General features: G+C 68.1%; 21 protein-coding genes. 10 read left to right on the top strand and 11 right to left on the bottom strand.

Annotation, left to right across the window (positions count from 1 at the left end; translation table 11 throughout):
* Nucleotides 1-81 precede the first annotated feature (81 nt).
* Nucleotides 82-1,626 carry a serine hydrolase domain-containing protein gene (locus tag AB0B61_RS07555; RefSeq protein ID WP_358429244.1) on the top strand — a complete coding sequence of 515 codons (1,545 nt, stop codon included), beginning with the start codon at nt 82-84 and terminating at the stop codon, nt 1,624-1,626.
* Between the two features lie 104 nt (nt 1,627-1,730).
* Nucleotides 1,731-2,966, top strand: a complete 1,236-nt coding sequence (locus AB0B61_RS07550) for a serine hydrolase domain-containing protein (RefSeq protein WP_358429242.1) — start codon at nt 1,731-1,733, stop codon at nt 2,964-2,966.
* A 226-nt stretch (nt 2,967-3,192) separates the two neighbouring features.
* Here AB0B61_RS07550 and AB0B61_RS07545 read toward each other — a convergent pair whose 3' ends face one another.
* Nucleotides 3,193-3,453 (bottom strand): type II toxin-antitoxin system VapC family toxin, encoded by a 261-nt coding sequence (locus AB0B61_RS07545; protein WP_358429240.1) that lies wholly within the window; start codon nt 3,451-3,453, stop codon nt 3,193-3,195.
* Between the two features lie 397 nt (nt 3,454-3,850).
* On the opposite strand from AB0B61_RS07545, the gene AB0B61_RS07540 reads away from it, so the two are divergent.
* From AB0B61_RS07540 to AB0B61_RS07520, 5 genes are all read left to right on the top strand, one after another.
* Nucleotides 3,851-4,741, top strand: coding sequence for an NAD(P)H-binding protein (locus AB0B61_RS07540; protein WP_358429238.1), 891 nt, complete (start codon nt 3,851-3,853; stop codon nt 4,739-4,741).
* Nucleotides 4,742-5,429: 688 nt separating this feature from the next.
* A complete protein-coding gene (locus AB0B61_RS07535; RefSeq protein WP_358429236.1) occupies nt 5,430-6,263 on the top strand; it encodes a helix-turn-helix transcriptional regulator in 834 nt (277 codons plus the stop codon).
* Complete coding sequence (locus AB0B61_RS07530) at nt 6,248-6,463, top strand: DUF397 domain-containing protein (protein ID WP_358429234.1); 216 nt, start codon at nt 6,248-6,250, stop codon at nt 6,461-6,463. The genes AB0B61_RS07535 and AB0B61_RS07530 overlap by 16 nt, the downstream gene beginning before the upstream one ends.
* A 177-nt stretch (nt 6,464-6,640) precedes the next feature.
* Complete coding sequence (locus AB0B61_RS07525) at nt 6,641-8,281, top strand: ubiquinol-cytochrome c reductase cytochrome b subunit (protein ID WP_358429232.1); 1,641 nt, start codon at nt 6,641-6,643, stop codon at nt 8,279-8,281.
* Between the two features lie 99 nt (nt 8,282-8,380).
* Complete coding sequence (locus AB0B61_RS07520; RefSeq protein ID WP_358429230.1) at nt 8,381-8,935, top strand: dihydrofolate reductase family protein; 555 nt, start codon at nt 8,381-8,383, stop codon at nt 8,933-8,935.
* 15 nt (nt 8,936-8,950) lie between these two features.
* Here the strand turns inward: AB0B61_RS07520 and AB0B61_RS07515 are convergent, their stop codons facing one another.
* The 3 genes from AB0B61_RS07515 to AB0B61_RS07505 all read right to left on the bottom strand — a co-directional run bounded on the left by AB0B61_RS07515 (nt 8,951) and on the right by AB0B61_RS07505 (nt 11,107).
* Entirely contained in the window at nt 8,951-9,466 is a 516-nt protein-coding gene (locus AB0B61_RS07515) for a hypothetical protein (RefSeq protein ID WP_358429229.1), read from the bottom strand.
* 109 nt (nt 9,467-9,575) lie between these two features.
* The gene (locus AB0B61_RS07510; RefSeq protein ID WP_358429227.1) at nt 9,576-10,478 is read right to left on the bottom strand and encodes a hypothetical protein; all 903 of its coding nucleotides are present in this window, start codon (nt 10,476-10,478) and stop codon (nt 9,576-9,578) included.
* Nucleotides 10,475-11,107 (bottom strand): sigma-70 family RNA polymerase sigma factor, encoded by a 633-nt coding sequence (locus tag AB0B61_RS07505; RefSeq protein ID WP_358429225.1) that lies wholly within the window; start codon nt 11,105-11,107, stop codon nt 10,475-10,477. The genes AB0B61_RS07510 and AB0B61_RS07505 overlap by 4 nt, the downstream gene beginning before the upstream one ends.
* Nucleotides 11,108-11,210: 103 nt before the next feature.
* On the opposite strand from AB0B61_RS07505, the gene AB0B61_RS07500 reads away from it, so the two are divergent.
* Both AB0B61_RS07500 and AB0B61_RS07495 read left to right on the top strand, forming a co-directional pair.
* Nucleotides 11,211-12,395, top strand: a complete 1,185-nt coding sequence (locus tag AB0B61_RS07500) for a cytochrome P450 (protein WP_358429223.1) — start codon at nt 11,211-11,213, stop codon at nt 12,393-12,395.
* 141 nt (nt 12,396-12,536) lie between these two features.
* The gene (locus tag AB0B61_RS07495; protein WP_358429221.1) at nt 12,537-12,989 is read left to right on the top strand and encodes a carboxymuconolactone decarboxylase family protein; all 453 of its coding nucleotides are present in this window, start codon (nt 12,537-12,539) and stop codon (nt 12,987-12,989) included.
* 100 nt (nt 12,990-13,089) lie between these two features.
* Here AB0B61_RS07495 and AB0B61_RS07490 read toward each other — a convergent pair whose 3' ends face one another.
* From AB0B61_RS07490 to AB0B61_RS07480, 3 genes are read right to left on the bottom strand one after another with little or no spacing between them, the layout of a single operon-like run.
* On the bottom strand, nt 13,090-14,175 hold the full coding sequence (locus tag AB0B61_RS07490) for an alcohol dehydrogenase catalytic domain-containing protein (protein WP_358429219.1): 1,086 nt from the start codon (nt 14,173-14,175) through the stop codon (nt 13,090-13,092).
* An 18-nt stretch (nt 14,176-14,193) separates the two neighbouring features.
* On the bottom strand, nt 14,194-14,385 hold the full coding sequence (locus AB0B61_RS07485; RefSeq protein ID WP_219533778.1) for a ferredoxin: 192 nt from the start codon (nt 14,383-14,385) through the stop codon (nt 14,194-14,196).
* Nucleotides 14,382-14,870 (bottom strand): pyridoxamine 5'-phosphate oxidase family protein, encoded by a 489-nt coding sequence (locus tag AB0B61_RS07480; protein ID WP_358429217.1) that lies wholly within the window; start codon nt 14,868-14,870, stop codon nt 14,382-14,384. Before AB0B61_RS07480 ends, AB0B61_RS07485 begins: the two co-directional genes overlap by 4 nt.
* Nucleotides 14,871-14,919: 49 nt before the next feature.
* Between AB0B61_RS07480 and AB0B61_RS07475 the strand changes: the two genes are divergently transcribed.
* On the top strand, nt 14,920-15,549 hold the full coding sequence (locus AB0B61_RS07475; RefSeq protein WP_358429353.1) for a class I SAM-dependent methyltransferase: 630 nt from the start codon (nt 14,920-14,922) through the stop codon (nt 15,547-15,549).
* On the opposite strand, the gene AB0B61_RS07470 is transcribed toward AB0B61_RS07475, so the two are convergent.
* The 4 genes from AB0B61_RS07470 to AB0B61_RS07455 form a co-directional block, all read right to left on the bottom strand.
* Entirely contained in the window at nt 15,546-16,517 is a 972-nt protein-coding gene (locus tag AB0B61_RS07470; protein ID WP_358429215.1) for a DUF1702 family protein, read from the bottom strand. The genes AB0B61_RS07475 and AB0B61_RS07470 overlap by 4 nt on opposite strands.
* 151 nt (nt 16,518-16,668) lie before the next feature.
* The gene (locus tag AB0B61_RS07465; RefSeq protein ID WP_358429213.1) at nt 16,669-17,709 is read right to left on the bottom strand and encodes a prenyltransferase; all 1,041 of its coding nucleotides are present in this window, start codon (nt 17,707-17,709) and stop codon (nt 16,669-16,671) included.
* Nucleotides 17,706-18,422 carry a methyltransferase domain-containing protein gene (locus AB0B61_RS07460; protein ID WP_358429211.1) on the bottom strand — a complete coding sequence of 239 codons (717 nt, stop codon included), beginning with the start codon at nt 18,420-18,422 and terminating at the stop codon, nt 17,706-17,708. The genes AB0B61_RS07465 and AB0B61_RS07460 overlap by 4 nt, the downstream gene beginning before the upstream one ends.
* 43 nt (nt 18,423-18,465) lie before the next feature.
* Nucleotides 18,466-19,710, bottom strand: a complete 1,245-nt coding sequence (locus AB0B61_RS07455; RefSeq protein ID WP_358429209.1) for a glycosyltransferase family 4 protein — start codon at nt 19,708-19,710, stop codon at nt 18,466-18,468.
* Nucleotides 19,711-19,795 lie beyond the last annotated feature (85 nt).

The raw sequence follows: 19,795 nt of genomic DNA, 5'->3' as shown, positions 1-19,795 counted from the left end.
CGGTATCAGTGCGGTCGGCGATTGTAAGAGCCATCGCCCTTCAAATGACTTTTCGTAACAGCTTCAAAGGAGCACACCATCATGTCCATCACCCTTGACGACCAGGACAAGCTCACCCTGCGGATCGCCGGTTGGGGCGCCGTTTCGCTGATGTCCGCCGCCGGTGCGGCCGGTTCGGCGCACAAGGCCGCCACCGAGGCCTCCATCGCCTTGACCTCCGCGACCGGTCTGGTCGGGCACGTGCTGGCCAAGGCGCCCAAGGGCGTGAAGTACGGCAAGACGGTGGCCGAGCTCGCCGACCAGGTGCTGCCGGCGCTGACGGCCTCCATGGGCCTGCTCAAGGAGCAGGCTCCGGAAGAGGCCGACAACTTCCGCCGTACCGTCATCGTCGCCATCGAAGCAGCCGGCCGGCCTCAGAAGGGCGCGCCCAGCCCCACCATGACCGAGATGGCCCGCAAGATCACCGAGGCCCTCGACGCCGCTTCGGCCACGCCCGGGGTGACCGCGGCGAACAGCGGGACCGTGCCCACGACCCTTGCCGGGCAGGTCCGTCCGGAGCTGCAGAAGGTCATCGAGGAGATCGTCGATTCCGGTTTCGTCGGCATGCAGTTGCGTGTGCACGATGAGCGGGGTGAGTGGGTGGGCAGCGCCGGGGTGCGTGAGCTGGGCCAGAGCGCGAAGCCGCCGACGAACGGGTGGTTCCGGATCGGCAGCTCCACCAAGACCTTCGTCGCGACCGTGGTGCTGCAGTTGGTGGCCGAGGGCAAGATCGGGCTGGACAGTCCGGCGGCCGGCTATCTGCCCGAGCTCGGCTTGGACGGGCGGATCACGGTGCGGATGCTGTTGCAGCACACCAGTGGGGTGTTCAACTTCACGGGGGAGTATTTCGAGGACGGGACGGTTGTGCCGGGGGTGGCCTGGGCGGGCCAGGAGTGGGTGGACAACCGGTTCAGGACCTACCGGCCGGAGGAGTTGGTGGAGCTGGCGTTGTCCAAGCCGGCGCGGTTCGAGCCGGGGACGGAGTGGAACTATTCCAACACCAACTATGTGCTGGCCAGGCTGCTGATCGAGAAGGTCACCGGCCGCTCGTTCGCCGAGGAGCTGCGGCGGCTGATCCTGGGGCCGCTCGGGATGTCGGACACTGTGGCGCCGGGCACCTCGACGGAGGTCCCCGAGCCGCACGCGCACAGCTACTACCGGTATGAGGAGGACGGCCAGGACAAGACGGTCGACGTCACCAGCCAGAACCCGTCTTGGATCTCCGCCGGTGGTGACATGATCTCGACCACCCGCGACCTGGCCACGTTCATCTCCGCGTTGCAGGGCGGCAAGCTGCTGCCGGCCTCGCTGCTGGCCGAGATGCGTAAGCCGGACCCGAAGATCGGCTACGGCCTGGGGCTGTTCGTGCAGGAGCTCCCGGACGGCGGCACCATTTTCCACCACAACGGCGGCATCGCGGGCTACGCGACGCTGATGTACAGCACGCCCGACGGCGGCAAGACCATGACCGCATCGCTGACCTATGTGGACGACGCCGCGATGTCCCAGGCAGGGGCATTCCAGACGGCCCTGGTGAAGCTCATCGACGAGGTGTTCGGCGGCGGGCAAGCCGAGGCGGCTCAGTAGACCCGCTGAGCACCGGGGACCCGTACGGGCCAATTCGCATCCCCATCGACCCGATCCGCTCGGCGAGCTGTTCGCTTGAGCGCGACACCGAAAGACAAGCAACCATGAAAACCCAATCCCCACCAGCCACCAAGGTCTTCCGGCGAGTGGCGGTCACCGCGCTGGCGGCCGCGCTGCTCGCCGGGGCGGTCACCCCCGGGATGGCCGCCGCGGACAGCAGCGTGGCCACGCCGAAGGCCGCTGCCGGGCAGAATCGCCCGGAACTGCAGAAGGCCATGCAGGCGTTCGTCGACGCCGGTTTCGCCGGGGTGCAGGTGCGCGTGCACGATCAGCGGGGCGAGTGGGTCGGCAGCGCCGGGGTGAGCAAGCTCGGCGAGGCCGCCAAGCCGCCCACGAACGGGCGGTTCTGGGCGGGCAGCGTCACCAAGACCTTCACCGCGACCCTGGTGCTGCAGCTGGTGGGCGAGGGCAAGATCGGGCTGGACACCCCGGCGGCCGACTACCTGCCCAAGCTCGGACTGGATCCGCGGATCACCGTGCGGATGCTGCTGCGGCACACCAGCGGGTTGTTCAACTACGCAGGCGGCGAGACCTACGATGACGGCACGTACGTGCCGGGGCTCCCCGCCACCGGCAACGAGTGGCTGGACAACCGGTTCCACTCCTACAAGCCCGAAGAGCTGGTCCGGTTCGCGCTGTCCAAGCGGGCCCGGTTCGAGCCGGGGACGGACCAGAACTACTCCAACACCAACTACACGGTGGCCCTGCTGCTGATCGAGAAGGTCACCGGCCACTCCTACGCCGAGGAGATGAAGCGACGGATCCTGCGGCCGCTCGGGCTGCGGGGCACCGTGGTGCCGGGCAACCGGACCGAGCTCCCCGGGCCGCACGCCCATGGCTACTACCGCTACGAGGAAGCCGGCCAGTGGAAGACGGTCGACATCTCCCGCCAGAACCAGTCCCTCCTGGCCGGCGCCGGTGACATGATCTCGACCACCCAGGACCTCCACACGTTCATCTCCGCGCTGAACGGCGGCAAGCTCCTGCCGGCCCCGCTGCTGGCCGAGATGCGCAAGCCGTACGGGAAGCTCGGTTACGGCTTCGGGCTGTTCGTGCAGGACCTGGGCCCGAACTGCGGGACCGTCTACCAGCACAACGGCAGTCCGCCGCACGGCTACGGGGCGCTGATGTACAGCTCACCCGACGGCAAGAAGACCCTGACCGCCTCGGTGACCTGGGTGGACGAGGTCACAAGGGGCCCGGCGAAGGACTACTTGAAGCTGACCGACACTCTGGTCAAGCAGGTGTTCTGCGGCGGGCAGGCCGGGTCGGCTGACTAGAGAGTTTCAAATGCTGTGGGAGGGCGGTTTGAAGTCGAGACGGGTCTTGGCGATGAAGCCGCTGATCAGCTGTCTTCACGCTGATGTGGGTGTTGAGGTTGTCCCAGCAGACCGCGAGCGGGCCGCCGAGACACCTTCACCACGGGGGTGTCCCGCGCGCTCCCCAGCTACGGCCCTTGGGCGGCCTCAACCCCTGTCTCCGGTTTGAACGGCGACCGCCCACATGTCACCCAGCCGTGAGAATACAACTACATAACGTCAACCTTTGAAGCTCTAGCCGGGTGAGCGCCTCAAAGGCGCTCCACCCACGCGTCTGTGTGATCAGGTCTTGTCTGACGAGGCGGGAGACGACGTGGGCGACTTCGCTGGGCATGTGGGCGGGCGCGATCCAGGCGGGATCGGTCATGATGGCCTTGCGTGCGGCACGGCCGGCTTCTCCGTCATCGGCCAGCGCATTGATCATGACGGAGGCGTCGATCACGAGCACGGGCTGTCTCCAGTGGTATCTGTGAGTTGCTCGTCCCGCTCGTCTCGTGCCTGGTGAACGAGTTCCGCGGCCTGCCCTGGAGCGCTGTGCATGCCGTCGTCACGCCCCTCGAACTGGGCGATCAGGTCGATGTTGTGAGAACGGCGTGCATCCGCCGCCAGGAGGCTCAGCATGTAGGCCTGCGCGGACTGCCCCTTGGCACGGGAGAGGCAACCTCGTCATCGGTGAGAAGGGCCGGGTTCCATGCCCGGTTCGTCCACCGTTTCGGCAGGTCGGAGCCTCGTCAGGGGCGCCTGAGATGCTTGCGACGGGCCTTCGCCTGTGATCGACTTCCAAGGTACGTGATCGGAAGCAGGGGCTCCGCGATCGACAGTGGCCCCCGGATAGAGGGAGCCTCATGGCTGAGGGGAACCACGTCACAGTGGCGGTCACCGGGGTGACCGGGGCGCTGGGCAGCCGGATCGCGACACGACTCGCCGACCGTGGCGTCCCCCAACTCCTCGTCGGACGCAGACCCGACCGTCTACCCGAACTGCCGGGCGCCCAGCGGCGCGGTCCGGCCGCCTACGCCGACGCCGACGCCATGCGCACGGCACTCCAGGGCGCGTCGACCCTCATCCTGGTCTCCGGACACCGCACGGGGCGTCGACTGGAGGAACACGCCACCGCGGTCGAGGCCGCTATCGCGGTCGGCGTGAACCGGGTCCTGTATGTGTCCCTCGTCGGCGCGGCGCCCACCGCCACCTATGTCAACGCCCGCGACCAGTGGCTGACCGAACAGTTCCTGGCAGGGGCCGGGATCCGCCACACGGTGCTCCGGGCGGGCATCTACGCGTCGACGCCGGCCGCCCTCGCCGACGAGGAATTCGTCGTGAGCGGCCCCGCGAGCACCGGCCGGGCCGCCTTCGTCACCCACGAGGACATCGCCGACGTGATCACGGCCGTCGCGCTCGACGAGGGTCCCCGCTCCGAGCACGACGGCGCGACCCTAGAGATCACCGGGCCCGAGGCCCTGACTCTCGACGAAGCGGTCACCCGGATCGCCGCGGCCACCGGCCGGCCCTACCGCTTCGAAACCGAGACCCTTGAGGAAGCCTTCGCACGGCGATGGCGACTGGGCATCAGCGGAGAGCAGATCGAGACCTGGATCTCGTGGTTCCAGGCGATCGAGAAGGGCGAGGTCTCCATGGTCACTGACGTCGTCCCCCGGCTCACCGGCTCACCGGCGACCCCGATCTCAGACGCGGCCTGGTGGCCAGCGCCGAAGACGGCGCGTGGTATCCGCTGAGGGCCCCTTCCCGGTCGCGTTCTTGGAACGGTCAGCCGAATATTCGGCCTCATTATCTGGTCTTCACATCGGCCCACACCGCGCGGTGTTGGGCTGCGGTGACAAATGTCCCCCAGCATCCGTCGGACAGCTCGGCGACAATGCGAATACCGCGCCCCGATTCGGCCTCGGGAGCCGGCTCGGCCATATGCGGCTCAGCGCTAAATGCGCCGGGATCGGTCACCTCGACGCGAAAGAACCCGTCCCCGCGTCCACCACACTCACCGTGACCCACTCGCGGTCCGGGCCTCCTTCCACGTGCTCGCAGGCGTTCGTGACCAGCTCAGAGACCACCTGTTGCACGTCGGGACCCGTCGGGAGATCGTCCGCGAGCCACCAGGCGACAGCGGCGCGCGCCTGTTTCGGCGCCATGCGGCCGCGCCGCAGCCTGGTTGCTCCGATGAGAATTACATCTTCTGCTCGTATTAGCATGGAAATCACCTGACTCGCCCGAATTTCTGTGCCGTTATAACACGCGATCTCGAGAATTTGTGTGTCGCACGGGGAATTGTTGGCCTGAAACACTGGTAAGCGTGCCATCCGGCAGGTAATTTCTGGGATGACCGTAAGGGCTCGTGCCACACGAATATGAGTCCCTCGGTGGGAAATGTTGTGTGATCCTGTGGGATCAGACCAGGAGTAGCCCCCGATGCGTCCTGCCAAAGAGTTGAATCCAGACGCCAGTGCGGAGGCCCGTTTCGGGTACGAACTACGTCAGCTTCGTCTCGAAGCGGGACTGACCCAAGGGCAACTCGGCAACAAGATCGGTTTCTCCGCCAACCAGGTCGGTTCCGTCGAACGGGCCGTACGCACGCCGACCGAGGTGCTCGCCAAGCGTTGCGAGGAAAGACTGGGGCTGGAGCCGGGCCGCCTGGTCGACTTCCTGCCGGTCGGCAAGCGGGAGTCCATCTTCAAGACGTTCGCTCCCTGGCTCGATATCGAGACGATGGCCCGGGAGCTCTGGACCTGGGAACCAACCATCGTCCCTGGTCTCCTGCAGACGCCTGAATACGCCCGAGCCATCCTGGCGGGAAAACCAGGGGTTACCAGCGACCAGGTGGAGGAGGCGGTCAGGTCCCGGATGGCGCGCAAGGAGATCTTCCAAAGAGACGGCCCACCCACACTCTGGGCGGTCCTCGACGAGTCGATCCTTTACCGTCCGATCGGGGGCGAAAGTATCACCCGCCACCAACTGTCGCACCTCATCGAGGTGGCTCATAGTCCGTGTATCACGATCCAGATCCTCCCGCTCAGCGCCCGTCTCACGGCTGGACTGCTCGGAGGCTTTGTGATCGCGCACATGGCAGGCGGGCCGAGCGCGGCCTTCGTGGACAGCCCTGTATCGGGAAAGGTGTGGGACAAACCGGCTGAGATCGAGACCCTTGGCCTCCGCTATCAGATGTGCCGCGCGGAAGCCCTTCCCCAGAGCCTGTCCATCAAGAAGATCGAGGAGAGGTTGGAGCAGGGATGGACCTGGAACTGAACGAGGAGCTCAGGAGCGCCGGCTGGCGGAAGTCCTCGTCCTCGGGCGACAACGGAAATTGCCTGGAGGTTGCCCCGCTGTCCGCCGGCCGTGTGGGCATCCGCGACACCGAGCGGCCTGACCTGCAGCCCTATGTGGTGAGCGCGTCGGTGTGGGCGGCGTTCATGGACGGCGCCAAGCGGGGAGAGTTCGACTTCTAGCCACCTCAAGCAGGGGGCCCGGCAGCGTACCGGGCCCCTTTGTCATGGGTGCGGAGGTCGCCCATCATGGGCGGACATGTCACATTTCCGACCCCTATGGCGTCTATGTAGGGAGGTGTCCACGAGAACGGGGAGCGACATGCCCACAGTGCCTGACATGGCGGTCGGAGATCACGGATGAACGAGCTCAAGACCATCCCGAACGCCGTCTCAAGCCCCTCGAACTGGCTCGATGAGCGCCTCGGCGCGGCCAACTTCATCAAGCGCAACATGCGCAAGATCTTCCCCGACCACTGGACGTTCCTGCTGGGGGAGATCGCGCTGTACGCGTTCATCTTCCTGCTGCTGACCGGGACGTTCCTGACGTTCTGGTTCAAGCCCAGCATGGCGGAGATCGCCTACGACGGGTCGTACGCCCCGCTCAAAGGCGTCATGATGTCCCAGGCCTACGCGTCGTCGCTGGAGCTCAGCTTCGACGTCCGGGGTGGCCTCCTGGTCAGGCAGATGCATCACTGGGCGGCGCTGATCTTCGTGGCGAGCACCATCGTGCACGCGCTGCGGGTGTTCTTCACCGGCGCCTACCGCAAGCCGCGCGAGCTCAACCATGTGATCGGCGTGCTACTGCTGACGCTGGCGCTCCTTGAGGGGCTGACCGGATACTCGCTGCCCGACGACCTGCTGTCCGGCGCCGGTCTGCGGATCACCGAGGGTGTGCTGGTCTCATTGCCGCTGGTCGGTACGTACGCGACGTTCTTCCTGTTCGGCGGAGAGTATCCGGGCGGAGATATCATCTCCCGGTTCTATTCGCTGCACATCCTGCTCATCCCGGGCATCATCCTGGCGCTGGTCACCGCTCACCTGGTGCTCATGTGGATGCAGAAGCACACCCAGATGGCCGGCAAGACCACGACAAACCAGAACGTGGTGGGGGCGCCGTTCTATCCGGCGTTCATGGCCAAGGCGGGCGCGTACGTCCTGTTCACCTTCGGAGTGATCGCGGGGCTGGCGACGTTCGCCCAGATCAACCCGATCTGGCTGTTCGGGCCCTACACGCCCGCTGACGTGTCGGCGGGTTCGCAGCCCGACTTCTACATGGGCTTCCTCGAAGGCGCGTTGCGCATCATGCCTCCGTGGGAGATCAACCTGTTCGGTACGTCTCATGCGGGCACAGTGCCGCTCAACGTCATCATCCCGGCGCTGGCCCCGCTGGGTATCGTCTTGACGGGTCTGGCGTTGTATCCGTTCCTCGAGCAGTGGGTGACGGGCGACAAGCGTGAGCACAACTTCGCCGACCGCCCGCGCAACAACCCGCACCGCACGGCGATCGGCATGACGACCGTCGTGTTCTATGGCGTGCTCTGGCTCTTCGGTGCCAACGACGAGATCTCCGCCTATTTCCACATCAGCCTCAATGCGACGACGTACGCGGGCCGGGTGCTGATCTTCGTGGCGCCCGTGCTGGCGTATGTGATCACGTACCGGATATGCCTGGGGCTCCAGCGCTACGACGCGGGCATCATTTCCCATGGTGTCGAATCGGGTGTGATCAAGCGGTTGCCCAGCGGTGAGTTCGTCGAGGCGCACGTGCCGGCGGCGGACGACATCGAGGCGCATGTACGGGGCAAGGAGCCGGTGGCGATGTTGGCGGTCGCCGAGCCCGACAGCACGGGCATCCCGCCGAAGGGCATGCGCGGCCCACTGGGCAGACTGCGCGCTCGGATGTCGAAGGCGTACGGGGGCGAGAAGGTCCCCCTTGACGACGGCCACGGGGCCGGAGAGCTGGATCGCGCGGGCGACGACCGTACGCTGATCCATTAGCCGAAGATCGGCCGAATAGGGCATCTTAAGAGAATCGTCAGCGGGACCTGAAATGTTGTGGGTGTCACCAAGCAGCACCCCGACACTGAGGAGATCCCGATGCGCAAGCTCATCAACTCGACCTACATCACCCTCGACGGCGTCATCGAGAACCCGATGTGGACGATGCCCTACTTCGACGACGAGGCCGCCGCCTTCGCCGGCGAGCAGACGAATGGCGCCGACGCGTTGCTGATGGGCCGTGCCACGTACGACGGTATGTCCGCCGCCTGGCCGACCCGGGACGAGAGCGACCCGACCACCGGCGCGGCCTACTTCAACAACGTCAAGAAGTACGTCGCCTCGACCACTCTGACCGACCCCACGTGGAAGAACACCGAAGTGCTGCAGGGCGACCTGGTCGAGGAGGTCACCAAGCTCAAGGCCCAGGACGGCAAGGACATCCTGCAGTACGGGTTCGGCTCGGTCACCACTCAGCTCATCAGGGCGGGTCTGCTGGACGAAGTCCGGTTCTGGATCACCCCGGTGCTGGAAGGTGCCGAGAGCGTGACGACGCCGCTCAAGGACTTCAAGGCGTCGTTCGAGCTGGTCGACACCAAGGTCATGAAGAGCGGCGTGATCATCGCCTCGTACCGGCCCAAGGCGGCCGAGTGACGGATGGGCCCGGGATCACGGCGACGGGGTGGTCTCGGCGAGGCGGATCTCACTGAACAGCTTGAGCGTCACTGGCCGCAGCCGCAGCCGTGCCTCGCGCGGCCAGCGCAGGCTCAACGACGGGAACACCGTCTCCAGGACGATCTTCAGGTAGGGGCGGCCGGAACGGCCGACGGGGATCTTGGCGCACAGAGCGGACACGCTCGTGAAGGTCTCCCGTCGGCCGAGCCGCAGCCGGGTCCGCCCGCTGAACTGGTTCGGGATCCCGGCGGCTTCGAGGCTCACCGACTCCCACAGCAGTTCGGCCGTCTCCTCCTCCCGCAGCCACGCCGGGCGGGTCGGCAGCGGCAGTCGCAGGGTGAATCCCGCCAGCAGCCCGGCCGGAGTCAGCCGGAAGGAACCCTGGAACCACGGCAGCTCCTCGAGGAGCCGCGGGCCGTTCAGGCTGCTCATCGACAGGCTCGCCGTACTGGCTTCCATGGCGATCCGCCAGCTGTTGGGGTCGGTGTAAGGGACTTCCGGGATGGACACCAACAGGATTCATCTCCCCTGCGTGGACGCCTGGACTAATGGGCGGCTACCTACGGGCGGCTACCTATAAGACGTTCCAACCGGGGGAAATGTGACAGGGCGCTGTTCCTCAGTCGGTGAGGTCGTCGTACCACTGAGGTGTTCTGACCTTCAGCGGGTCGGGGGTAGGACCGGCGCCGGGACCGGGCAGGACGTAGAGGTCGACGGTGTCGGAGCTGTGGGCGCGGGATCCGCTGATGATCCAGCCTTCCTTGACCTGGTCCGCGGGCACGGGCTGGTCGAAGAAGCCGCCGTAAGGGTGGCTCCACACCAGGAGGTACCCGACCTTCAACCCACGGCGGCGCGCCTCGGCGCGCACAGCCGCGACCGTCTTGCCGTGAGCCGTGTAGCCGTCCATGGCCTCCTCCCCCTCGGGATCGAAGGCGGCGTCCTCGGCATAGGGTTCGCCGGGCTTGGCGGGGCGGCCGACCCCGAAGACGACGTGTCCGGGGAAGTCCGAGGGCATCCAGACCTTGCCGCAGAACACCGACGCGCAAGGTGTCACGCTCTGCACCCCGATGCTTCCGTGCCATTTGAAGCCCTCCGGAACGATTGGGCCGAGCAGCTTGCCGACCTCGTCCGGTGCCACCGGGACGACCTTCACCGTGACGTTCAACCCGACCGCCCGAAACGCCTCCTCGAAGCGCCGGCGGTCGGCCGCCGGGTCGGTGATGGTGACGCTGAAGGAGTCCTCGGCCCGCTTGATGGAGACGGCCGCGTTGGCGAACTCGGTCGCCGGCCCCCCGGCCGGCAGGCCGACGCCGATCGCCACGGCCACGGCCGCGGCGGTGACCGCCGATGCCAGCACAGGCCAGCGGGGTCCGAAGGTTCCCCTTTGCGGAAGCCAGGACCGTCGGCGGCCTGGAGCCGGTGTCGCCATGATCGCCGCACGCAGCTCGCGCGCGCCGGGCCCCTGTTCCGGCGCGTGCGGGGTCGGATCGATGGCCCTCATCAGGTTGTCGATGTCACTCATGCTTCCCCCATCGCGATCGTCAAGGACGTCTGCCGTTCCAGCGCCGCCGCGAGCCGCTTGCGCGCCCGATGCAGCCGGGTCCGGGCGGCGACGGCCGTACATCCCAGAACCTTGGCGATCTGCTCGCTGCTCAGACCCTCCCAGTGGGCCAGCGCCATGACCTCGCGGTCACGCTCGGGCAACTCGTCGAAGGCGGCGCGTACGTACTCCAGATCGACCGGTCTGACGGGCCGGTCGGCGGCCAGTTCGTCGCGGAGCCGCTCAGCGAGCCCGGCCCTGCGGGACGCGCCGCGTTGCTGGTTGGCCAGTACGCGGCGGGCCACCCCGTATAACCAGAGCAGCGCCCGCTCGCCCTCGGGCACGTCGCCGATGCGCCGCCAGGCGGTGAGGAACGTCTCGGAGATGACGTCGGCGGTGTCGTCGGGGGAGCTGGTACGGCGGGCGGCGTACTGATGTATCGCCGGATAGTACGCGTCATAGACCGCTTCGAAGCGATCTCGGTGTGTCACAGAGTCTCCTTGCCGAAAGGTGCCGGACACCTTGGTAAGTGTCCGGCACCCTTCGGCCTGTTGCAGTTCCCCGTACGCCGCACACGCGAGAGTCACAGCCCCGCCGACCGCCGCCGACATGGCCTGACACAGGTCAACTCCCTGTCCTTCGATGATCTGGACAGCCTGGAGGGTTGGTGAAAGCGTGGGCCAGACTGCTCGTCACCTGGTGAGAGGTGGGGCCATGAGGGACTATCCGCTTGGCATGCCGTACCAACTGGAGCTGGACGACACCTACGGCTGGCTGCGCGAGCACGAGCCGCTGGCCCGGATCCAGCTGCCGTACGGCGAGCCGGCCTGGCTGGCGACCCGCTACGACGACGTCCGCACGGTCTTCGCCGACCCGCGCTTCAGCCGGGCCGCGGCGGTGGGCCGGGACGCGCCGCGCATGTACCCGGAGCCGGTGCCCGGCGGGCTCTCCGACCTCGACCCGCCGGAGCACACGCGGATGCGGCGGCTGATCGGCCAGGCGTTCACCGCGCGCCGGGTCGAACTGCTGAGGCCCCGCGCCGAGGAGATCGTCGAGGACCTGCTGGATCGGCTGGCGGCTCAAGGGCCACCGGCCGACCTGGTGGAGGGCTACGCCGTGCCGCTGCCCGCGACCATGATCTGCGAGCTGCTGGGTGTGCCGTACGAGGATCGCGCGACCTTCCGGTCCTGGGCCGACGCGTACATGACGACGACCGCGATACCGCTGGAGGAGAAGACGGCGCGGCTGGCCGCGCTCGGTGGCTACCTGGCGCGGCTGGTGGCGCGCCGGCGCGAGTCCCCTACCGACGACCTGATCGGCGCTCTGGTGCGGGCGCGTGACGAGCGGGACAGCCTGTCGGAGGAGGAGCTGATCGGCTTCCTGATGACCCTGCTGGCCGCCGGTTACGAGACCACGGCGTCGCAGATCGCCAACTTCACGTACGCGCTGCTGACCCACCCCGACCAGCTCGCCCTGCTGCGCGAGGGGCAGGTGGACCTGGCGGACGCGGTCGAGGAGTTACTGAGATACGTCCCGGTGACGGCGACCGCCGCCACGTTCATCCCGAGGTACGCCACCGAGGACGTTGCGCTCGAAGGCGGCACCGTGCGCGCGAACGAGCCGGTCTTCGCGGCCTACTACGCCGCCAACCGCGATCCCCGGGTGTTCGAGGACCCGGAGCGGCTCGACCTCACCCGCAAGCCGCAGCCGAACTTCGCCTTCGGCCACGGCCCGCACTTCTGTCCCGGGGCGGCACTGGCCCGGATGGAGCTTCAGGTGGCGCTCGCCGCGCTGCTGCGGCGCCTGCCCGGCCTGCGGCCGGCCGTGGCGGGGGAGGAGCTGAGCTGGAAGAGCGGCATGGTCATCCGCGGGCCGGTGTCGCTCCCCGTCACCTGGTGACCATCGGCTTCCTCCGCGGGCCGGTGTCGCGCCCTTCACCTGGTGGCCATCAGCGGCCGGTCACATTCCTCCGATCCGGCGGGTCATATGGGTAACGGCCGGGACCCTGCCGGCCGATGTGACTCCTGGAGGAACGCGACCATGCAAGCGCGGATGACCAACCCGGCGAAGCTCGTCCCCGACGCCATGAAGGCGATCCTGGCCCTCATCGAGGCGTGCAAGCAGGGTGGCGTGCCCGGCACGACGCTCGAGCTCGTCCACCTGCGGGCCAGCCAGATCAACGGCTGCAGCGTGTGCGTGGACATGGGCTCGCGAAGCGCCAAGAAGGCGGGCGAGAGCGACGAGCGGCTGTGGGCGGTGGCGGCCTGGCGGGAGGCCCCCTACTTCACCGACGCCGAGCGCGCCGCCCTGGCGCTCGCCGAGGCCGTCACGCGGCTCAGCGACCGTGCGGATCCGGTTCCGGACGAGATCTGGGACACGGCCGCCAAGCACTACGACGAGCAGGGGCTCAGCTCCCTGCTCCTGATGATCTCCGCGACCAACGTCTTCAACCGCCTCAACGTCGCCACCCGGGCAGTAGCGGGCGCCTGGTGACGAGAATGGAGAAGCACGGATGAGCATCGCGGTGGTGCCCATCGGCTGAGTCGAGTCCCCGCTGGTCGAGCGGGATCAGGCGCTGAGTCCTGCTGGAGGCTCAGTCCATCAGGACGATCTGGCGTAGCACCTCGCCGCCCTTGAGCGCGGCCACGGCGTCGTTCAGGTCGGCCAGCCGGATCCGGGCGCTGATCATGGATTCCAGGTCCAGCTGACCGGCCTTGTAGAGCTTGGCGAAGTACGGGAAGGCGTGTCGTACGTCGGCTTCGCCGTACAGGCTGGACAGCAGGTTCTTGCCCTCGAACAGCAGGCTGAACGCGGAGATCGACACCATGTCGTCCACCGCGCCCGCGCCGACCACGATGACCTCGCCGCCCGCGCGGGTGACCTGCCACGCGCTCTGGATGGTGGCCGCCTTGCCGACCACCTCGAAGCCGTAGTCGAAGCCGCCGCCGGCGGTCAGCTCGTTGAGCGCCTCGGGGACCTGCTCGGGGGTGACGGCGTGGGTGGCGCCGACCTTCTTGGCCAGCTCGTGCTTGGACTCCAGCGGGTCGATCGCCAGGATCGTCCGGGCGCCGGAGACGCGCGCGCCCTGGATGACGGACAGGCCGACCCCGCCGCAGCCGACGACGGCGACGGTCGAGCCGGGCCGTACCTTGGCCGTGTTGAGGGCGGCGCCCACGCCGGTGGTGATGCCGCAGCCGATCAGCGCGGCAGCCTCCCACGAGATGTCCGTGTCGATCTTGATCGCGCCCTGCCACGGGACGACGATCTCCTCGGCCCAGGTGCCGCACCCGGCCATGCCGTACGCCGTCTGGTCGCCGCCGAAGCGGAAGTTGCCCTTGGTGAACGCCTCGATCACGTACTTCATGCAGAGGTACGGCTGGCCGCCCAGGCACAGCTCGCAGGCCTGGCAGGACGGACGCCAGTTGATGATCACGTGATCGCCCGGCTGGACCGAGGAGACGTGCTCGCCCACCTCGACCACCTCGCCCGCGCCCTCGTGACCCGGGACGAGCGGCACGGGCTGCGGCAGCACGCCGGACATGGCCGACAGGTCCGAATGGCAGACGCCCGTAGCCCTGATCCGCACCCGCACGTCGGTCGGGCCGACGGGGGTGAGGGTGACATCGTCGCGGATGTCCAGCTTGTCGTCGCCTACGGCGTGCAGAAGGGCGGCGCGCATGGGGAGTTCCTCCTCCGGCTATTCCTCTAGGGAAAGAGCGGCTTTGGGGCAGGATCGGACCGCGTGGCGAACGCGGTCCAGGAGTTCGGGGGGTGGTTCCGGGAGCAGGATGTGCAGCTGGTCGTCGTCGTCCACGTCGAACACCTCGGGTGCGAGCCCCATGCACACCGCATTGGCCTCGCACACCATCTCATCTACCTTGATCTTCATGTGAGCCTCCTGTGATCCCATGAGACCACTTTGGTGCGCTCGACAAGGTAAGCGACCCGTTTCCGCCCGGTTTGTTCGACATAGGGGTGCAAAAGTTCGTCCGGCACGTCCGGGGTCATCCGGCGCGTGACCTTCATGCCGACGGCCAGGACCTGCTCGGGCTCGTCCACGCGCTTGGCCTCGCCGTACAGCAGGACGCCGCGCAACTCGTTGTAGTCCTCGCCGGTCTCGATCAGGCAGCTGACCCGCGGATCGCGCTCCAGGTTGCGGACCTTCTGCGCCTTGGCGTAGCTCCAGAAGACGATCCGCCCCTCGTCGAGGCCGTAGAACATGGTCACCAGATGCGGCGTGCCATCGGGGTTGATGGTCGCGAGCTGGAGCTTGCGGGCCCCTTCGAGGAAGGCGGTGACCTCGTCTCCGGACATCGCGATGCGAGCGCGCTGATTCACGTTGCCAAGTAGAACAGGTTGCAGAATGGCGGGCAAGGGGGCGCTGGAATGTTGTTCGGTTCTACTAGGGTGCATCCCTATGACGATGCCGCCTGAACTGCGATACGCCGCCAAGCACGCCAAGGGTTTCATGCCGGAAAATGAGGGCTTGGCCCTGTTCGAGGCGGCTTGCCAGTACGGCAAGCTCGGGCCGATCTGCGAGATCGGCACCTACTGCGGCAAGTCGGCCGTCTACCTCGGAGCGGCGGCCCGGCTGGCGGGGTCCGTGGTCATCACCGTGGACCATCACCGCGGCTCTGAGGAGATCCAGCCCGGCTGGGCCCACCATGACCCGACGCTGGTCGATCCGCGGTTCGGCAAGATGGACTCGCTGCCGACGTTCCGCCAGACGATCGCCGCCGCCGGGCTGGAGGACGAGGTGATCGCCGTGGTCGGCCACTCCGAGCAGGTGGCCCGGCTCTGGAACACGCCGTTGGGGCTGCTGTTCATCGACGGCGGCCATTCCGAGGAGCCGGTGACGCGCGACTACGAGGGCTGGGCGCCGCACGTCATGGCGAGCGGCGCGCTGGTCTTCCACGACATCTATCCGGATCCGGCCACCGGTGGTCAGGCGCCCTACCGGGTATACCAGCGGGCGCTCGCCTCGGGCGCGTTCACCGAGACCTCGGTGGAGGGCTCGCTGCGCGTCCTGGAGCGCGTGGCCCCAGGGATCTAATGCCGCGTCCGGCGGCGGGTCCACGCTCTGCGGGTGTGGGCCCGCCAGGACTGGAAGTCCTCGTGGGTGCGCGGGTCGTGGCCGAGCGCGATGAGCGCCCCCTCGGTCCACCCGGCGGCCTCGTCGGGCTCCGCCCCCGCCAGGATCGGTACGGCCTGCGCCACGTGGTCCGGCAGCGCCCCCGCCTGGAGCCGGGCCGAGGCGGCGAACGCGCTCCCCTGAGCCAGATGGGCCCGGAATCCGTCAGTCCCCGCGTGATCGGTCAGCCACCACAGCTCGTCGGCGTTCGCGCCACCCGTGTGCGTCGCCGCGAACCCGACACCGCTCCACAGATCGGCCCGGCGCCCCGCGGGGTAGGCGGCGATCCTGGCCGCCACGTCGTCCGGTGAGGCGCACTCGTGGTACCAGAGCAGCCGCCCCAGCCCCTGGTCGAAGATCGCGCAGTGGCTCCGGGTGAGCAGGTCGGGCATGGTCCGCTCGCCCACCATCCGGTCGGCCCGCGTCAGGCTCCACTGGAACCCGAACCCGTCCACGGCCAGCCACCGGAACAGCGGGTGGGTACGCCGTACACCCCACATGGGCCGTACGCGCAGCAGTGCGTAACCGCGCCCGGCACCGAGGTGCACGGCGTACGGGTGAAGCTGGGCGGGGCCGGCTAGTAGCTCGTGAAGGCGCCGGCCCCGAGTCATGGTGAGGAGATCGAGCACGGTGCACGCGGCACCGGCCCCCTCATAGGCGAAGCTCCGCTGCTCGGGAGCCACCTCGTCGATCCTGTCGGCTTCATCGGAAAGAGCGGCGTTGTACCCGAAAAGGTATGACCGCTCGGCTCCTTCGACGGCCGCCCGGGAATGTCCCTGCCGTAGCCGGAACCTCCGCCGGGCCAGGTCGGCTTCGGACTGCTCCTTCAGCAGCAGCTTCCGTAGCCCGCGAACCGGCGAAAACGTCGGCTCGGTCCTGTCCTGCTCCAAGAACGCTGTTGTGCCCGTGTCGCCCACGCTTCCCCCGAAGACGCCTCGTACGGCCACTCACGAAGCTAGTAACCCCAATGAGGCGTTCGGCGGTGCCGCTCCGCATTTCCCGGCAAAGAACCCGCAAAAGCCCTTGCGTACCCGGGCAGGATCACGTGCGAGCGGGCGTGCATCCACACAGGTGCGGGTCGGCGGGGGAGACGGAGGGGGCGCTGATGTCGCGGAAGATCCCCGCCCCCGGCGAGAAGGCGGACAACGCGTCCGCCGCGAGCACCGCCGCCGCGGCCGTATATCCGCTCCGCTCGTGCGGGAAGTGCCGCTGGTTGACGAACTGCCAGCCCGTCCAGTACGACCCGTCCTCATGGCGCAGGTGCTGGACGTCGGCGAACAGCCGGGCGGCCCGGTCGCGGTCGCCCAGCGCGTCGAGGGCCAGCGCCAGCTCGCACGTCTCCGCCCCGGTCACCCACGGCTGGTCCGACACGCACCGGATCCCCAGCCCCGGCACCACGAACGTGCCCCACTCCCGCTCCAGCAGCTCCTCCGCCGCCGGACCCCGGACGGCGCCGCCGAGCACGGGGTAGTACCAGTCCATGGAGTAGCGGCTCTTGTCGGCGAACGCCTCCGGGTGCGCGGCCAGCACGTGGGCCAGGCGGTCGGCGGCCAGCTCCCAGTGCGGCTGCGGGTCCCCTAGGTGGTCGGCCAGCAGGACGCCGCAGCGCAGCCCCTGGTGGATCGACGAGCAGCCGGTGAGCAGCGCGTAGGAGGAGGCCCGGCCCTGGGCGTCGCGCTCCCAGACGACCTCGCCGCGTTCGGTCTGGAGCCCCACGACGTAGTCGAGCGCCCTCTTGACCATCGGCCACCTGAGCTCGGTGAACTCCTGGCCGCCCGTCACCAGGTGATGGTGCCAGACGCCCACCGCGACGTAGGCGGCGTGGTTCGACTCGCCGCCCTGCTCGGTGGCGACGCCGTCGACCAGCTTCATCGCCCACGAGCCGTCGTCGCGCTGGTGCCGGGCCAGCCAGTCGTAGCCGCGCGCCACGGGATCGCGCAGGCCCGCCACGGTCATCGCCATCAGGCACTCGACGTGGTTCCACGCGTCCACGTGGCCTTCCGGCCAGGGCACGCCGCCGTCAGCGCTCTGGATCGCCGAGATGCTCAAGGCCGTCCGTACGGCCTCCTCGCGTGAGATCACGCGGCGGGCTTCCTGACGTAGAGCACCACGCTCTTGCCGATGAGCGGGTTGAGCAGGTTCTCGGCCAGCCGGGTGAGCGGCGGGCGCTTCATGATGTCCCAGACCAGCAGCTCGTGGTAGGCCTTGGCGAGCGGATGGTCGTCGTTGTTGACGCCGACCGCGCACTTGATCCACCAGTACGGCGCGTGCAGCCCGTGGGCGTGGTGGTGGGGGCCGATGTCGAAGCCGGTGGACTTCAGCTTCGCCGACAGCTCAGCCAACGTATAAATCCGGACATGTCCGCCGGGGGCCGTGTGGTAGTCCTCGTCCAGCGCCCAGCAGATCCGCTCGGGCAGGAAGCTCGGCACGGTGATCGCGGCGGTGCCGCCGGGCTTGAGCACCCGGAAGATCTCCCGCATCGCGGCCATGTCGTCGGGGATGTGCTCCAGCACCTCGGCCGCGATGACCCGGTCGAAGGAGCCCTCCTCGAACGGCATGTCCAGCGCCGTACCCTGGACGGTCTCAGCGTCGGCGCCGGGCGGCACCTCACCCGCCTTGTCCATCGCCACGAACATGGCCGCCACGCTGTCCAGCTCGGACTGGTCCATGTCGAAGGCGACCACGTCCGCACCCCGGCGCAGCACCTCGAAGGCATGCCGGCCGCCGCCGCAACCCAGGTCGAGCACGCGTACGCCGGGCCCGACCGGCAGTCGGGCGAAGTCCACCGTCAGCACTTATCGATCTCCTTGAAGTTGGGTCAGGGCCTCGGAAGTTCGGTCAGCGGGTACGGCGGGCCGCGATGGCCTCGCGGTACGCCTCGACGGTTCTCTGGGCGACGACGCGCCAGGTGTAACGCTCCATGACCCGGTCGTATCCGGCCTTGCCCACCCGCTCGCGCTCCTCCGGGGAGTCGTGCAGGCGGCGCAGCACCGCGGCCAGCTCCTCGGAGTCGCCGGGCGCGACCTGGATCGCGGCGTCCCCCACCACCTCGGGCAGCGCCCCGGTACGGCTGGCGACCAGCGGGGTGGCGCAGGCCATGTGCTCGACGGCCGGCAGCGAGAACCCCTCGTACAGCGACGGCACCACGGAGACCTCGGAGGTGGCGATCAGCTCGCCCAGCTCGTCGTCGGAGATGCCGTGCACGAAGCGGACCCGCTCCTGCAGCGACAGCTCCTGTACGAGCTGCTCGGTGGGCCCGCCGGGGGTCGGCTTGCTGACCACGGTGAGGTTGACGTCGCGCTCGGTGGCCAGTTTGGCCACCGCCCGCAGCAGCGTGGCGACGCCCTTCATGGGGGAGTCGGCGCTGGCCACCGCCACGATCGAGCCCTTGCGCCGGGGCTTGTCCGGGCGCGGGTGGAAGTAGCGGGTGTCGACGCCGAGCGGGATCAGGCGCATGTTCGCCTGCGGGACGTTGAAGTCGCGGTGGATGTCGGCCAGCGACGACTCGCTGACGGTCAGGATCGGGCTCAGCCGGGGCGCGACCTTGGCCTGCATCTTCACGAAGGCGTACCAGCGGCGCATGGTCAGCTTCTTGGCGCCGGTGGCGGCCTCCAGCTCGATGCGCCGGTCCACGCTGATCGGGTGGTGGATCGTGCCGACCACCGGGAACAGCTTCTGGATGCCGAGCAGGCCGTAGCCGAGTGTCTGGTTGTCCTGGACGACGTCGAAGTCGCCCACCCGCTTCTTCAGCGCGCGGTGCGCCCGCAGCGTGAACGTCAGCGGCTCGGGGAACCCGGCGGTCCACATGGTGCCGACTTCCAGCCAGTCGATCCAGTCGCGGTACTCGTGCAGCTTCGGCGTCCTGAACGGGTCCTCGTCGCGGTAGAGGTCGAGGCTCGGCACCTTCTGCAGGATCACGCCCTCATCCAGCTCCGGGTACGGCTGGCCGGAGAACACCTCGACGTGATGGCCCAGGGCGACCAGCTCGCGACTCAGGTGGCGAAGGTAGACGCCCTGGCCACCACAGGTCGGCTTGCTGCGGTAGGACAGCAGCGCGATCCGCAGCGTGTCGCTCACGGACACCCCTTTCTAGCCCGGTATGCACCCAGAGATGGGCGTGTACCGTGAAGATGACCTTAGTCCGAGAAGGCTACCATTCGGTAGGTCA

The sequence above is a fragment of the Nonomuraea sp. NPDC049158 genome (genome assembly GCF_040648335.1).
Lineage (GTDB): Bacteria > Actinomycetota > Actinomycetes > Streptosporangiales > Streptosporangiaceae > Nonomuraea.
The sequence above is the reverse complement of the archived record's forward strand: the minus strand, read 5'-3'. Positions and strand labels throughout refer to the sequence as shown.

Excerpts from the sequence above, each read along its gene's own strand:
- AB0B61_RS07555 (WP_358429244.1), top strand. The coding sequence starts at position 82 with ATGTCCATCACCCTTGACGACCAGGACAAGCTCACCCTGCGGATCGCC.
- AB0B61_RS07550 (WP_358429242.1), top strand. The coding sequence starts at position 1,731 with ATGAAAACCCAATCCCCACCAGCCACCAAGGTCTTCCGGCGAGTGGCG.
- AB0B61_RS07540 (WP_358429238.1), top strand. The coding sequence starts at position 3,851 with ATGGCTGAGGGGAACCACGTCACAGTGGCGGTCACCGGGGTGACCGGG.
- AB0B61_RS07535 (WP_358429236.1), top strand. The coding sequence starts at position 5,430 with ATGCGTCCTGCCAAAGAGTTGAATCCAGACGCCAGTGCGGAGGCCCGT.
- AB0B61_RS07530 (WP_358429234.1), top strand. The coding sequence starts at position 6,248 with ATGGACCTGGAACTGAACGAGGAGCTCAGGAGCGCCGGCTGGCGGAAG.
- AB0B61_RS07525 (WP_358429232.1), top strand. The coding sequence starts at position 6,641 with ATGAACGAGCTCAAGACCATCCCGAACGCCGTCTCAAGCCCCTCGAAC.
- AB0B61_RS07520 (WP_358429230.1), top strand. The coding sequence starts at position 8,381 with ATGCGCAAGCTCATCAACTCGACCTACATCACCCTCGACGGCGTCATC.
- AB0B61_RS07510 (WP_358429227.1), bottom strand. The coding sequence starts at position 10,478 with ATGAGTGACATCGACAACCTGATGAGGGCCATCGATCCGACCCCGCAC.
- AB0B61_RS07505 (WP_358429225.1), bottom strand. The coding sequence starts at position 11,107 with ATGTCGGCGGCGGTCGGCGGGGCTGTGACTCTCGCGTGTGCGGCGTAC.
- AB0B61_RS07500 (WP_358429223.1), top strand. The coding sequence starts at position 11,211 with ATGAGGGACTATCCGCTTGGCATGCCGTACCAACTGGAGCTGGACGAC.
- AB0B61_RS07495 (WP_358429221.1), top strand. The coding sequence starts at position 12,537 with ATGCAAGCGCGGATGACCAACCCGGCGAAGCTCGTCCCCGACGCCATG.
- AB0B61_RS07490 (WP_358429219.1), bottom strand. The coding sequence starts at position 14,175 with ATGCGCGCCGCCCTTCTGCACGCCGTAGGCGACGACAAGCTGGACATC.
- AB0B61_RS07485 (WP_219533778.1), bottom strand. The coding sequence starts at position 14,385 with ATGAAGATCAAGGTAGATGAGATGGTGTGCGAGGCCAATGCGGTGTGC.
- AB0B61_RS07475 (WP_358429353.1), top strand. The coding sequence starts at position 14,920 with ATGCCGCCTGAACTGCGATACGCCGCCAAGCACGCCAAGGGTTTCATG.